Below are 14,506 nucleotides of genomic sequence, written 5' to 3'. Positions count from 1 at the left end.
TGCGGGCATGACCACCGAGATTCTCGTGTTGACGCTGGTCGTCATCACGGCGCTGGGGTTCGACTTCACCAACGGCTTCCACGACACGGGAAACGCCATGGCAACGTCCATCGCCACCGGTGCGCTGAAGCCGAAGACGGCGGTCACGCTGTCGGCGCTGTTGAATCTCGTGGGTGCCTTCCTGTCGGTGGAGGTCGCGGTCACCGTCACCAAGGACATCCTGCGGTTGCAGGCCTCGGACGGTTCATTGCTCAGCGGGGTCAGTCCGTCACTGGCGATGACGATCGTGTTCGCCGGGTTGATCGGTGGCATCCTGTGGAACCTGTTCACCTGGTTGCTCGGACTGCCGTCCAGTTCCTCCCACGCCCTGTTCGGCGGGCTCGTGGGCGCGGGCATCGCGGGCATGGGACTCGAGGGCGTCAAGTGGGACGGTGTCACGGCCAAGATCCTGCTGCCGGCGGTGTTATCGCCGTTGATCGCCGGGTGTATTGCCGCCCTCGGCACGGCGCTGATCTACCTGTTGTCGCGATCGGTGCGCAGTGAGCGCAAGAAGAACAGTGCCTTCCACTGGGGTCAGGTCGGCACGGCCAGCCTGGTGTCGCTCGCCCACGGCACCGGTGACGCGCAGAAGACGATGGGTGTCATCGCGCTCGCACTCATGGTGCAGGGCGACCTGACGGTCGACGGCATCGAGCAGAACGGTCTGCCGGTCTGGATCATCGTCAGTTGTGCCATCGCCATCGCGCTCGGCACCTACCTCGGCGGCTGGCGCATCATCCGCACGCTCGGTAAGGGCCTGGTCGACATCGAACCGGCGCAGGGAATGGCCGCGCAGGCGTCCTCGGCGGCGATCATTCTGACCTCCAGCCATTTCGGCATGGCGCTGTCGACCACCCACGTCGCGACCGGTTCGATCATCGGTTCCGGCGTCGGCAAGCCGCAGGCGCAGGTGCGCTGGGGTGTCGCGGCCCGGATGGTCACCGCGTGGCTGATCACCCTGCCCAGTGCAGGTTTGATCGGCGCACTCTGCCTGTTCGTCTCCCGGTTGATCGGGGGACTGGCCGGTGACCTGGTGATCTTCGGTGTCCTGGTCGCGCTGTCGGTGTACATGTACCAGCGCAGTCGCCGCCAGGCGGTCACCGCCCACAACGTCAACCGGGACTGGGACGACAACGAGGCCGAGCCGCCCGTCCCGGCGTCGACGGGAGCGGCGCACTGATGAAGATTCTCGACTCGCTGCTCAACGTCGTGCTCGCCGGACTCGTGTTCGGTGTCGGCCTGCCGGTCATCTACGTGCTCGCCCTGCGCATGTGGGATCGCGCGGACCACGTCGACAGTGTGATCGCTCGTCGCGGTACGCTCGCGATGGCGTGGACGGGGTTCGCGTTGGTCGGCATCATGGTGCTGGTCGCGATCCTGTGGATCACGCGTAAGTCCTTGTCGCACTACCTCGGGATCACGGTTTTCTGACATGCACAACCCGCTCACCCAATTTGTCAACTGGTTGCGCGAGGGCTACCCCGAGGGTGTCCCGCCGTCGGACTACAGCCCACTGCTGTCGGTGCTGCAGCGTTCGCTGACCGACAACGAGATCGAGCAGGTCGTCACCGAGTTGCGGCGCAGCCGTGGCCGGGAGGTCGACGAGGACGAGATCCGTGAGTCCGTCAAGAGTGTCGCCCACGCTCTGCCCACCGACAAGGACATCGCCCGGGTCAGCAAACGCCTGTACAACGCCGGTTGGCGCGATCCGGGAGTAGCCCGCGCCGGCGTGATCTCGCCCGAGACGGACGACCGAGAGGCCGGCGATGTCTGACGCGACAGAACTCGGGTTCGCACCGTCGGACCCGTCGTTCATCGCCGATCCTTACCCGGTGCTCACCGGACTGCGTGCCGCCGGTCGAACTGTCCCGTACGCCGAACGCGACGTCTGGCTCATTCCGCACTTCGCCGATGTGCATGCCGCGCTGCGCAATCGCTCGCTCGGGCGCAGTTTCGAGCACCGTCACACACCGGCCCAATTCGGACGTCCGGGCCTTTGCGACATGGAGTCGAGCTTTCCGCGTTTCGTCGAATCCGAACGCTGGTCGCTGCTGAATCTCGAACCCCCGGATCACACCAGAATTCGCCGGCTGGTGACGAAGGTGTTCACCGCCAAGGCGGTCCGCGAGTTCGAACCGCAGATCGCGCAGTTGGCGGATGTGGCGTTCCGCGGCGCACGCGACACCGGCGACGCGCAGGGCGGAGTCGACGTCATCTCCCGGCTCGCGCAGCCCTTCTCCATCTCGGTCATCTGTGAATTGCTCGGGGTGCCGCAGGAACACGGCCCGAACTTGCTCGACTGGTCCCACGCGATCGTGAAGATGTACGAGATATCTACGACCGAACAGCAGCGCACGGACGCCGAACGGGCAGCGGGGCAGTTCGTCGACTTCGTCCAGGAACTCATCGAGGAACGACGGCGGACGCCGGGTACCGACCTCGTCTCCGAACTCGTCCTCGTCGCCGACGAGGGCGACCGGCTGACCGTCGACGAGATCGTCTGCACGGTCATCGTCCTGCTCAACGCCGGGCACGAAGCCACGGTGAACACCCTCGGCAACGGTCTCAACGCGCTGCTGCAGCGTCCCGACCAATGGGCGAGAATCATCGGCGGCGAGGTCGAGCCGATCGTGGCGGTCGAGGAGATGCTGCGCTTCGACCCGCCCCTGCAGATGTTCGAACGATGGGTGCTCGAACCCGTCGAGCTGGCCGGCCGCAGGTTCGAGACGGGGGAGCGGATCGCGATGCTGTTCGGTTCGGCCAACCGCGACCCGCAGCGCTTTCCCGACGCCGACGTCTTCGATGCGGCCCGCGGCGAGACGACCCACATCGGCTTCGGTGCCGGCGTCCACTTCTGCATCGGGGCCCCGCTGGCCCGCGCCGAACTCACCGCGATGTTGCACCGCATCGCGACCGCTGCGCCGAACCTCGAACTCATGCGGGAGCCGGAGTACCATCCGACGTTCGTGATCCGCGGATTGCAGGAGTTGCGGGTGCGCTTTCTCACACAGCCCGTATCGCGGACCTGAGCCGGCAGCGCGCGACCGCGCTGTCAGAATGGCCCGCGTGAAGGCACTGTTGTTGGAGAGCATCCACCCCCTGGCCGAAGCGTTGCTGCGCGACAGCGGGATCGAGGTCGTCAGCCACGCGGGAGCGATGGACGAGGACGAACTGATCGCCGCACTCGTGGGGGTCGACCTGCTCGGCCTCCGGTCCAAGACCGACGTCACCGCCCGGGTGATCGAATCCGCCGATCAATTGCAGGCCATCGGCGCCTTCTGCATCGGCACCAACCAGATCGACAAGGCGAGTGCCGCCGAGCGCGGGATCGTCGTGTTCAACGCCCCGTTCAGCAACACCCGAAGCGTCGTCGAACTCGCGATCGCCGAGATCATCGTGATGGCCCGCCGCCTCACCGAGAAGGACTCGGCGCTGCACAGCGGTGTGTGGGACAAGAACGCCAAGGGCAGCCACGAGATCCGTGGCCGCCGGATCGGCATCGTCGGCTACGGCAACATCGGCAGCCAATTGTCGGTCGTCGCCGAGATGCTCGGCCTGCAGGTGTACTTCTACGACAGCGAGGACAAACTCGCGCTCGGCAACGCCCGCCGGTGCGACTCGCTGGACGAACTGCTGGAGATCGCCGAGGTCGTCACACTGCACGTCGACGGACGCGAGGGCAACGCCGGGTTCTTCGGGGCCGAGCAGTTCGCCAAGATGCGTCCGCGTTCGCTGTTCCTGAACCTGTCGCGCGGTTTCGTCGTCGACTACGACGCGCTGCGTGAGCAACTGCTCGCCGGCCACATCGCCGGTGCTTCGGTCGATGTGTTCCCGGTCGAACCCAAGGCGCGCGGCGACCGGTTCGAGTCGCCGTTGCAGGGCATCCCGAATGTCGTGCTCACGCCGCACATCGGCGGATCGACCGAGGAGGCGCAGGAGGACATCGGCCGGTTCGTCGCCGGCAAGCTGCGCGACTTCATGCAGCGGGGAACGACGACGCTCAGCGTCAACCTGCCTGCCCTCACCCTCGAAGGACACCCGGGCGACCGCCGGATCCTGCACTTCCACTCCAACACCCCGGGTGTGCTCGCGACGGTCAACAACGTGCTCGCCCATCACGGCGTGAACATCGAAGGCCAGTTGCTCGGCACCCTGGGCAGCATCGGCTACGTGGTCACCGACGTCCGGGACCTGCCGCAGGCCGCGATCACCGAACTGCAGGAGCTGTCGGAGACCATCCGCCTGCGGGTGATCTGAAGAAAGTCGGGCGTACGGGGAACCGACCGGGCCGCGGGGCAGTCGGAACCACCGGAACCGCAAGGCTTCTGCTCATCGAACAAGGGGACGGCTGGCAGCCCGCTGCGCCGTACACCTCGTTAAACTTCGCACTCAGGACCGTCGCGCGGCGCGCCACGGCGGGAACTGAACCACAGGAGGAGAACCACATGAACACCAAGCGTCAGCGTTCGCTCGCCGTTGCGGTCGTGGCCGCGTGCACACTCGGACTCACCGCGTGCCAGGACAGCGCACCGCCGGTGGCCCAGCCGACGAGCAGCACCACCCAGAGTCCGTCGTCCACCGAGAGCTCCAGCTCGTCCTCGCAGAGCCCGTCGTCGACCGAGAGCAGTTCCTCGTCGTCCTCGACCGAGTCGAGCAGCACGAGTTCCTCGAGCAGCGCCGGCGGCGGCGTCAGCCAGAGCTCGGCCGCCGGGCAGTGCAACAACACCAGCAGCTACTACATCGTCAAGGGCTCCGGCACCAAGGTGAAGAAGTACGGGGAGACCCAGTCGGTGACCGGTGACGTGGGTGACGCGACCCTCGACCTGACGATCTCCAAGGGCGAGGCGAAGGACGGCGGCACGGACTACCCGTACGACGACGACACCCAGGCGCTCATCTTCGACGTGAAGTTCAAGCGGACCAGCGCGGACGGCTTCTACGTCGCAACGCCGCTGGCCTTCTCCCTGATCGACGAGAACGGCCGCAACTGCACCCGTGCTTCCAGTTCGTCGAACAACGTCGTGCTGGGCAAGGACATGCTCGACGTCGAGTCGATCAATGACAAGACCACGGAGTACAGCGGCAAGATGGTCTTCGTCGTGCCCAAGAACAAGGACTACAGCAAGTACACGCTGCTGTGGAACAGCGACTACAAGGGTGGCACCGAGGCCGGCTACGGCTGGCAGGGCTGACCAAGCCGTCGATTCACGGAATGATCGGCCCACTCCCGTCGTTCGGGAGTGTGGCCGATCTTTCGTTGTCGATGGGCTCTCGGAGAAGGTGACCGGTTCCACCGGCCGCCGTGGCACAGGAGGCGGCGACCAGCTTGACTGACACCGTGAACAGCACCCCCGATCGGTCGACCGCTGCGTCCAGCGGCCCGATCCTGTCGGCCGGCGACGAGGAACGCCGCGCCGGCCTGCGCCGTATGCGAGCCGTCGCCCTCGGCCTGCTCGTCCTTGCCGCGATCGTCTTCGTGCTGACCCATGGACGTGGCGGCGCGTGGGGTTATGTGAATGCAGCGTCCGAGGCAGCAATGGTCGGCGCGGTCGCCGACTGGTTCGCGGTGACGGCGTTGTTCCGGCATCCGCTGCGACTGCCGATCCCGCACACTGCGATCATCCCCAAACGCAAGGACCAGATCGCGCACAGCCTCGAGGACTTCGTCACCGACAACTTCCTCACCGAGGACAACGTCAACACCCGACTGGCCAGTGCGCGGATTCCCCTGCGGCTGGGCCATTGGCTGCAGGAGCCGGGCAACGCAGGGCGCGTCGTCACCGAAGCGGCCCCCGCGCTCAGCAAGGCCGTGACGTCGATCAAGGACGACGAGGTGCGTCACCTGCTCGACCGGATCCTCCTGCCCCGCCTGGGTCGGGAGCCGGTCGGCCCGCTCACCGGACACCTGCTGCAGGGTGTGGTCGAGGACGGTTCGCACCACGGTCTCGTCGACATCGGCATTCGTGAACTGCACAACTGGGCCGAGCACAACGAGGCGACGATCACCGAGATCCTCGGCCAACGCGCCCCGTGGTGGTCGCCGAAGTGGCTGGACGACACCGTCACCGCGCGCGTGCACCTGGAGATCGTCAAATGGCTCGCCGACGTCCGGGACGACCCGAAGCACTCGGCGCGGCAGGCGCTGGACAACCTGCTCGCCACCCTGGCTGATGACCTGCAGAACGACGAAGACACGATCGCGAAGGCCGAGGCCATCAAGGAGCGCTTTCTCGAGCACCCGTCGGTCGGCAATTCACTTGTCTCGCTGTGGGGTTCGGTACGCCGAGCAGTCGTCGAAGCCCTGGGCGACCCCGACGGCGAACTGCGCGCCCGTCTCGCGGTCGCGTTGCACGACCTCGGCGCGCGAGTCGTCCGGGACGACGAACTGCGTGCTTCGCTCGATCGTCGCCTCGCCGAGACCGTCGGGTACGTCGTGCGCACCTACGGGCGTGAACTGTCGACGGTCATCTCCCAGACCATCGACAAGTGGGACGGAAACGAGGCCGCCGAGCGCATCGAGTTGCACGTCGGCCGAGACCTGCAGTTCATCCGGATCAACGGCACCATCGTCGGTGGTCTCGTGGGTCTGCTGATCCACACCCTCAGCCAGCTGCTCTGAAGCCGGTCTTCAGGTCGGCGACGATGTCGTCGATGTGCTCGATGCCCACGGCCAGGCGCACGAGACCGGGGGTCACGCCTGCGGCGAGGCGGTCCTCGTCCGAGCCCTGGCTGTGCGTGGTCGATGCCGGGTGGATCACCAGCGAACGCACGTCACCGATATTGGCCACGTGCGAATGCAGTTGCAGTGCCTCGACGAACTTTTTGCCGGCTTCGAGTCCGCCGGTGATCTCGAAGGAGATGACTGCACCCGAGCCCTGCGGCGTGTACTTCTGCGCGAGGGCGTGGAAGTCGTTGTCCGGCAACGAGGCCCAGACGACCTTCTCCACCTGGTCGTGACCCTGCAGGAACTGTGCCACCTTGTGCGCATTCTCCAGGTGGCGCTCGATGCGCAGGCTCAGGGTCTCGATGCCCTGGGCGATGAGAAAGGCGTTGAACGGGGAGACTGCCGCGCCGAGGTCACGCAGCAACTGCACGCGCGCCTTGAGGATGAACGCGAGGTTGGCCCCGAGCGGGCTGCCCACGCCGAGATCACGGGCGTAGACCAATCCGTGGTAGCTCTCCTCGGGCGTGTTGTAGTTCGGGAACCTCTCCGGGTCCTTGCCGAAGTCGAAGTTGCCCGAGTCGACGATCGCCCCCGCGATCGAGGTGCCGTGGCCGCCGAGGTACTTGGTCGCGGAGTGGACGACGATGTCGGCGCCGTACTCGATGGGACGCAGCACGAAGGGCGTCGCGACGGTGTTGTCGACGATCAACGGCACGCCGGCCTCGTGCGCGACGCCGGCAACGCCCTCGATGTCGAGAATCTCCGCCTTCGGGTTCGACACGGTCTCTGCGAAGAAGAGCTTGGTGTTCGGACGCACCGCAGTGCGCCACTGGTCGAGATCGCGGGAGTCCTCGACGAACGTGACCTCGATCCCGAACTTCGGCAGCGTGTACTTCAACAGGTTCGCCGTGCCGCCGTACAGCGCCGGGCTGGCGACGATGTGCGAACCCGCCTCGGCGATGTTGAGGATCGCCAACGTCTCGGCGGCCTGTCCGGAGGCCACGAGCAGAGCGCCGACGCCGCCTTCCAGGCTGGCGATCCGCTGCTCGACGGCGTCCGTCGTCGGGTTCATCAAACGGGTGTAGATGTTGCCGAACTCGCTGAGCGCGAACAGGTTCTTCGCGTGCTCGGTGTCCTTGAACACGTACGACGTGGTCTGGTAGATCGGCAACGCCCGCGCGCCGGTCGTCTCGTCGACGACCTGTCCGGCGTGGATCTGACGGGTCTCGAAGGACCACCCGGCAGCGCTGTCCTGGCCGGGGTTCTGGGTGTCGCTCATCGGCGTCTCCTCCTGCTCGGTGCAGGCGCTCGATCCGCCTGCGGCGGACCGACGTTCGCGTCCGCGCTTGCCGGGCGGCGATCTGCACCGTCCGGCCAGGTCTTCACCCGGGGCACCCCACCGCGGTGGAGGGTTGCCGGCCAGCGAGCCGGGGCTTGTCGCTGACGCTCATGACCTGACGCCAGATTACGTGAGCGGTGTCCACCGGCTGAAGACAGGTCTCTGTATCCGGACGGGCGCCGATGGCCCGAAAATTCGGTTGCCGTGGACGTCCGATGTTCGACAGCCTGGGAGCAGTCGCGTACCCCGTCCGTGGGCGCGCCCGTTCGAAGGAGGAGCCAATGAGGAACCAGCAGCGGCACGACTGCCGCGTCCAGCATCAGAGCAGACCCTTCCGAGAAACGGAATACCACTCGTGCAGAACGAAACTCACGCGCCCCAGGGCGCGTTCGCTCCCGACACCCCACTGATCGATCCCTTCGTCCCGGTCGAGCTGCCCGAGGGGCAGCGATGGTCGACCTGGAGCAGCATCGAACGGCTGCAGCGCGGCCCCGAACCCCGCCCGTCCTGCGTCGTGACCCACGACGAGTCCATCGACACCGAGCTCGGTGTGCTCAAGACCGGCAAGGAAGCCGACGTCTTCGTCATCGAGCGCACCGCCGTCTGCGCGCCTCAATGCAGCACGCTGATGGCGGCCAAGCGCTATCGCGACGCCGAGCACCGATCCTTCCGCCGGCACGCCGGGTACACCCAAGGTCGACGGATCAAGGACACCCGAGAAGCTCGAGCCGTCGCCACCGGGACCGCGTTCGGCAAGCAGGTCGCTGCCGGTGTCTGGGCGCAGGCCGAATGGTCGGCGCTGGTCGACCTGTGGACCAGCGGCGTGCCGGTGCCGTACCCGGTGCAGATCAACGGTCGAGAGATCCTGATGGAGTTGGTCGTCGACGCCGACGGCCGCCCGGCACCCCGCCTGGCTGCCACGCGGCCGACCGCAGAACAACTGGAGGTCTGGTTCGATCAACTGCGTGCTGCACTGATCGTGTTGTGCGGCAAGGGAATCGTGCACGGAGATCTGTCGGCGTACAACGTCCTTGTGGCCGAGTCCGGCCTCGTGCTGATTGATCTGCCCCAGATCGTCGACGTGATCGCCAACCCCAACGGGGTCGAGTTCCTGCACCGCGATTGCGTGAACGTCTGCACCTGGTTCTCCTCGAAGGGCCACGCGTGCGACGGCGACGAACTCTTCGCCGAACTGCTCGGGTACGCATTCTGAGGCCTGCGCTGCGCGCGCTGCATAGGCTTGCCGCGTGCTTCGCAGACTCGGCGTCGTGGTCGTGGCCGTGACTTTCACGGTCACGGCGTGCAGTCGTCCGCCGCAGCCGCCGACCTATCCCCAGGAGTCCTGGTCGTCGGTCAGCCCCGCCACCGTGGGAAGCGCACTGGAGGTGCAGGAGCCGGTCGGCGGGCAGGCGTGCGTCGACCCGCGTCCGTGGACGGGGGCGCAGCACGCGAACACCTGGATGGAAGGGCTGGACAACCTGCCGCAGTGGCGCGCGGCGGACGTCGGAGTCACCGTCCGGCTCGGTGACGGACGCACGCTGTGGGTCTTCGGAGACACCGCGCGGGCGGGGGAGTTCCGCCCACGGTTCGTGTCCAGCTCGGCGTTGGTGACCAAGGGGCGGTGCACCTCCCAGTGGGTCGACCCGGCGGGTCCGTTCCTTGCGAACAGTGCGGGCTCGGTGTGCTGGCCATCGTCGATGACGGCCGTTCCTCACAGCACGTACGACGACGTGCTCGTCGGATGCAGTCGGGTGCGGCGCACCTCGGCCGACATCTTCGGGTTCGACTACCTCGGCATGTCGATCGCATCGCTGCGGGTGCCGCACAGCGGCGTCGCGGCCCGTCCGGTCGTCACGCCGGTGACGCCGGATCGAGTGGACCCGACGCAGATCAACTGGGGGAGTGCGCTGCTGGCGGACGGCGAGTGGATCTACATCTACGGTTCCCGCCGACGATCCGGCGGTCCCGGGCCGCGTGAACTGGTGCTGGCGCGTGCCGCCGCGGACACCGTCACGCTCAGGTCGACCTGGCAGTACTGGGACGGTGCCGGCTGGGACGCGCAGGAATCCGCCGTCCGGCCGGTCATCGACTCGGGCAGCGGTGTCTCCCAGGCGTTGAGTGTGCACAAGCGGGGCAACGATTACCTGGCTGTCTCCAAGCTCGGCGGGGACCTGACCGACACCGTCGCGGTCTGGACTGCAAACAGCCCGCAGGGTCCCTGGACGGTCCGGTCGACGACGCACTTCCCGTACGAGCGTGGGCAGGTCGTCAGTTACCAACCACTCGCTCATCCGGAGTTCGACCTGGCGAGCGGCAAGCTGCTGGTGTCGGTCTCGCGCGTCGCAAAATCGGTCGTCGACCTCCTGCAGCGCCCCAAGGCCTCGCGTCCGGTGTTTATCGAGGTGCCGATGCCGTGAGTGATCTGGGACAATCGACCGATCCCTCATGACTGAACCCACACCCACCCGCGCGCCGAACAGTTCGCCTGAGCGCCCTCGCTCCGGCCGTCGTCGCGCGCAGCGCAAGGCCGGCGCGGACCGTCGTCCGCGGGGTCTGTCCCCCCAACAGATCGAGCACCGCCGCGCGTCCGTGCCCGAGATCACGTATCCGGACCTGCCGGTCGTCGCCGCCAAGGACGAGATCGCCGAGGCCATTCGTGACCACCAGGTCGTCGTCATCGCGGGTGAGACGGGTTCGGGAAAGACGACCCAGATCCCGAAGATCTGCCTCGAACTCGGCCGCGGGGTCAGCGGCACGATCGGTCACACCCAACCCCGCCGGCTCGCGGCCCGCTCGGTCGCCGAGCGGATCGCCGAGGAACTGGGCACCGAGCTGGGGCAGACCGTCGGCTACCAGGTGCGATTCACCGACACCTCGAGCCGCGACACCCTCGTCAAGGTGATGACCGACGGCATCCTGTTGTCGCAGTTGCAGCGGGACCGGATGCTCAGTCAGTACGACACGATCATCATCGACGAGGCACACGAGCGCTCGCTCAACATCGACTTCATCCTCGGCTATCTCAAGCAACTGTTGCCCAAACGTCCCGACCTCAAGGTGATCATCACCTCGGCGACCATCGACCCACAGCGTTTCGCCGATCACTTTGCGACACAAGGTAACCCGGTGCCGATCATCGAGGTGTCCGGACGGACCTACCCGGTCGAGGTGCGCTACCGACCGCTCGTGCGTGAGGTGCCCGGCAAGGGCGCGGACGCCGCCCCGAACCTCGTCGACATCGACCAGGTCACCGGCATCATCGACGCCATCGAGGAATTGTGGTCATCCCACGAAGTTCTCTCTCCTGCGTCGCTCGATACTTCGCGGGGACCCCGACCCGGCAACAGCGGTCGCGTCGACGATGGTGGCCCGCAGGACGTGCTGGTGTTCTGCTCCGGCGAACGCGAGATTCGCGACGCCACCGACGCGCTCAAGGGTCTCGGCCTGCCGAACACCGAGATCGTCCCGCTGTACGGTCGGTTGTCGGCAGCCGAACAGCACCGGGTGTTCGCCAAGCACGACGGACGCCGGATCGTGGTGTCCACCAACGTGGCCGAGACCTCGTTGACCGTGCCGGGCATCCGGTACGTGATCGACACAGGCACTGCGCGCATCTCCCGGTACAGCCAGCGCACCAAGGTGCAGCGGTTGCCGATCGAGCCCATCTCCCAGGCCAGTGCCAACCAGCGGTCCGGACGCTGCGGCCGCCTGGCCGACGGCATCGCGATCCGGTTGTACTCGCAGGAGGATTTCGAGGCGCGCCCCGAGTTCACCGACCCGGAGATCCTGCGCACGAACCTCGCGTCCGTCATCCTGCAGATGATCTCGCTGGGCCTGGGCGATGTCGCGCGTTTCCCGTTCGTGCAGCCGCCCGACAGCCGGCAGATTGCCGACGGACTGCGTCTGTTGCACGAGCTGAACGCGATCGACGACGAGACCGGACGTGAGAGCGGCGACGGACGCCGGGGCCGGCGGCGGCTCACCGCCGACGGTCGCGCGATTGCGACGCTGCCGGTCGACCCGCGGCTGGCTCGAATGATCGTCGAGGCCTCCCGCAACGGATCGTTGCGTGAGGTGTTGCCGATCGTCGCCCTGATGTCGATCCAGGACCCGCGTGAACGACCCGCCGATCAGCAGACCCAGGCCGACCAGAGCCATGCCCGGTTCAGGCACGAGTCGAGCGATTTCCTCACCGTCCTGAACCTGTGGAACTACCTGCGCGAACAGCAGAAAGCGTTGTCCGGCAGTGCTTTCCGTCGCATGTGCAAGCAGGAGTACCTGCATTACCTGCGCGTGCGCGAGTGGCAGGACCTGCACGCTCAACTGCGCGATATCTGCAAACAGCTCAAGCTGCAGCCCAGTGACAACAAGGCCGCGGACGACACCGTGCACCAGGCGTTGCTCACCGGGTTGCTCTCGCACGTCGGCCTGCGCGACCGGGACGCTCGTGACTACCTCGGCGCCCGGCAGGCCCGCTTCGCCATCCAGCCCGGCTCGGTGCTGTTCCGCGCTCAACCCGACTGGTTGATGGCCGGTGAACTGGTCGAGACCACGCGTCTGTGGGCACGTACCAATGCCCGCGTCGATCCGGCGTGGGTCGAGGCGGCCGGACAGCATCTGCTCAGACGCAGTTACTCCGACCCGCGATGGGAGAAGAAGCAGGCGCAGGCGATCTGCAGCGAACGGGTGACCCTGTACGGCGTCCCGCTGGCCGCCGGGAGGCCGGTGTCGTTCGGGCGGATCGATCAGGCGTACGCGCGGGAGTTGTTCATCCGGCACGCACTGGTCGAGGGGGAGTGGCAGACCCATCACCGCTTCTTCCACGACAACCGTGCCCTGCTGCGCGAGGTCGGTGAACTGGAGGAGCGCACCCGCCGGCGCGATCTGGTGGTTGACGACGACGTGCTGTTCGAGTTCTACGACGAACGGCTGCCGGACGACATCGTCTCCGGGGCGCACTTCGACCGGTGGTGGAAGGGGCAGAGCAAGAAGCAAGCCAAGCTGCTGACGTTCACCCGCGACCTGCTGCTCACCGACGAAGCAGCCGACCTCGACACGACGGACTTCCCCAAGGCCTGGCACCAGGGCGAGCTGAACCTGCGGCTGAGTTACCAGTTCGACCCGGGTTCCGATGCCGATGGAGTCACGGCGCACATCCCCGTGGAACAGTTGAACCAGGTGCAGGACGTGGGCTTCGACTGGTCGGTGCCCGGGGTGCGCGAGGAATTGGTGACCGCCCTGTTGAAGTCGTTGCCCAAGAACACCCGCAAGCACTTCGTGCCGACTCCCGACCACGCCAGAGCCGCCGTCGCACAGCTGGATTCGGCTTCCGGCCAAGATCTGGTGGATGCACTTGCCGATGTCCTGTTCGACCGCAGCCGCGTTCGGATCCCGCGCGGGGAATGGGACTGGTCACGGGTGCCGGACCACCTGCGGATGACCTTCCGGATCGAGGGCAAGGGCGGCAAGAAGCTCGCGGAGGGCAAGGACCTTCCGCTCCTGCAGCAACAGCTTCAGGGTTCGGTTCGGCAAGCAATGTCCAGTGTTGGAGAAGCACTGGAGCGCAAGGGAATTCGCTCCTGGGACGACCTGACGCTGCAGGACAAGGTCGAGAGCAGGAGCGGCGGACGCACCGTCGTCGGCTACCCGGCGCTCGTCGATCAAGGCGATTCCGTTGCGCTGCAGGTGCTCCCGAGCCCGTCCGAGCGCGAGTACGCGACCCACTTCGGCGTCCGTCGCCTGGTGCTGCTCAACACCGATGTGCCGTGGAACCGGATTCTCGGGCTGCTGAGCAACACCCAGAAGCTCGCCCTCGGCAACCACCCGCACCCCACCCGGGACGCGTTGTACGACGACATCCTCGCGTGTGCGGTCGACGCGATCATCGCTCGCGAACTGCCCGGCGGACGCGTCCGTGACCCGCAGCAGTACGAGACGGCGCTGCTCGTCGTTCGGCAGCAGATCGTCCCGGAGGTGATCGAAATCGTCGATCGGGTCGGTCCGTGTCTCGACGTGGCTCGCCAGGTGCGTCTGGCACTCGACCGGATGACCGCGCCGTCCACCGCCGATCTGAGGAAACAGTTGGAGCGGCAATACGCGTCGCTGATCCACCCGGGTTTCGTGGCCGAGACCGGCGCCGCCCGGCTTCCGCGGCTGCGCGTCCACCTGCGTGCGATGCTCGAACGCATCGAGAAGGCGCCCACCGACATTGCCCGGGACGCCGAACGTCAGGGCGATGTCGACCACGTCCGCGCAGAACTCGACAAGCTGCTCGCCAAGCTGCCGGCTGCCCGCCACACCGACCCGGACGTCGTCGCGCTGCGTTGGATGATCGAAGAGCTGCGGGTCAGCCTGTTCGCCCAGAAACTCGGCACGGCCGGGCCCATCTCGATCAAGCGCATCTTCAAGGCGATGGACGAGGTCGAGGACGCCACCTGATCGCTGGTGCGTCGTTAGGCTCGACC

Annotated in this window: 11 protein-coding genes and 1 riboswitch; of the genes, 10 read left to right on the top strand and 1 reads right to left on the bottom strand. The window is 66.7% G+C overall.

Annotated features, from left to right (window positions below; genetic code table 11):
• The first annotated feature begins 7 nt into the window (after window positions 1–7).
• The 7 genes from MF407_RS08795 (at window position 8) to MF407_RS08765 (ending at window position 6,658) form a co-directional block, all read left to right on the top strand.
• Window positions 8–1,219, top strand: a complete 1,212-nt coding sequence (locus tag MF407_RS08795; protein WP_239702044.1) for an inorganic phosphate transporter — start codon at window positions 8–10, stop codon at window positions 1,217–1,219.
• Window positions 1,219–1,470, top strand: a complete 252-nt coding sequence (locus MF407_RS08790; protein ID WP_141928046.1) for a hypothetical protein — start codon at window positions 1,219–1,221, stop codon at window positions 1,468–1,470. The genes MF407_RS08795 and MF407_RS08790 overlap by 1 nt, the downstream gene beginning before the upstream one ends.
• Window position 1,471: 1 nt before the next feature.
• On the top strand, window positions 1,472–1,813 hold the full coding sequence (locus MF407_RS08785; protein ID WP_141928047.1) for a DUF3349 domain-containing protein: 342 nt from the start codon (window positions 1,472–1,474) through the stop codon (window positions 1,811–1,813).
• Window positions 1,806–3,068, top strand: a complete 1,263-nt coding sequence (locus tag MF407_RS08780) for a cytochrome P450 (RefSeq protein ID WP_239702043.1) — start codon at window positions 1,806–1,808, stop codon at window positions 3,066–3,068. Before MF407_RS08785 ends, MF407_RS08780 begins: the two co-directional genes overlap by 8 nt.
• Before the next feature lie 28 nt (window positions 3,069–3,096).
• A complete protein-coding gene (serA, locus tag MF407_RS08775; RefSeq protein WP_129624093.1) occupies window positions 3,097–4,296 on the top strand; it encodes a phosphoglycerate dehydrogenase in 1,200 nt (399 codons plus the stop codon).
• A 188-nt stretch (window positions 4,297–4,484) separates the two neighbouring features.
• Entirely contained in the window at window positions 4,485–5,231 is a 747-nt protein-coding gene (locus tag MF407_RS08770) for a DUF4352 domain-containing protein (protein WP_129624092.1), read from the top strand.
• 146 nt (window positions 5,232–5,377) lie between these two features.
• Window positions 5,378–6,658: a DUF445 domain-containing protein gene (locus tag MF407_RS08765; protein ID WP_345770846.1), complete on the top strand. Its 1,281-nt coding sequence runs from the start codon at window positions 5,378–5,380 to the stop codon at window positions 6,656–6,658.
• Here the strand turns inward: MF407_RS08765 and MF407_RS08760 are convergent.
• Window positions 6,642–7,982 (bottom strand): bifunctional o-acetylhomoserine/o-acetylserine sulfhydrylase, encoded by a 1,341-nt coding sequence (locus MF407_RS08760; protein ID WP_239702042.1) that lies wholly within the window; start codon window positions 7,980–7,982, stop codon window positions 6,642–6,644. The two genes, MF407_RS08765 and MF407_RS08760, sit on opposite strands and share 17 nt — an antisense overlap.
• A 58-nt stretch (window positions 7,983–8,040) precedes the next feature.
• Window positions 8,041–8,158, bottom strand: a riboswitch (SAM riboswitch).
• 239 nt (window positions 8,159–8,397) lie between these two features.
• On the opposite strand from MF407_RS08760, the gene MF407_RS08755 reads away from it, so the two are divergent.
• From MF407_RS08755 to hrpA, 3 genes are read left to right on the top strand one after another with little or no spacing between them, the layout of a single operon-like run.
• Window positions 8,398–9,255, top strand: a complete 858-nt coding sequence (locus MF407_RS08755) for an RIO1 family regulatory kinase/ATPase (protein ID WP_239702041.1) — start codon at window positions 8,398–8,400, stop codon at window positions 9,253–9,255.
• A 34-nt stretch (window positions 9,256–9,289) separates the two neighbouring features.
• Window positions 9,290–10,459: a DUF4185 domain-containing protein gene (locus tag MF407_RS15875; protein WP_239702040.1), complete on the top strand. Its 1,170-nt coding sequence runs from the start codon at window positions 9,290–9,292 to the stop codon at window positions 10,457–10,459.
• Between the two features lie 28 nt (window positions 10,460–10,487).
• A complete protein-coding gene (hrpA, locus tag MF407_RS08745) occupies window positions 10,488–14,480 on the top strand; it encodes an ATP-dependent RNA helicase HrpA (protein WP_239702039.1) in 3,993 nt (1,330 codons plus the stop codon).
• Window positions 14,481–14,506 lie beyond the last annotated feature (26 nt).

Source organism: Yimella sp. NH-Cas1 (assembly GCF_022359705.1).
Taxonomy (GTDB): Bacteria; Actinomycetota; Actinomycetes; order Actinomycetales; family Dermatophilaceae; genus Yimella; species Yimella lutea.
The sequence above is the reverse complement of the archived record's forward strand: the minus strand, read 5'-3'. Positions and strand labels throughout refer to the sequence as shown.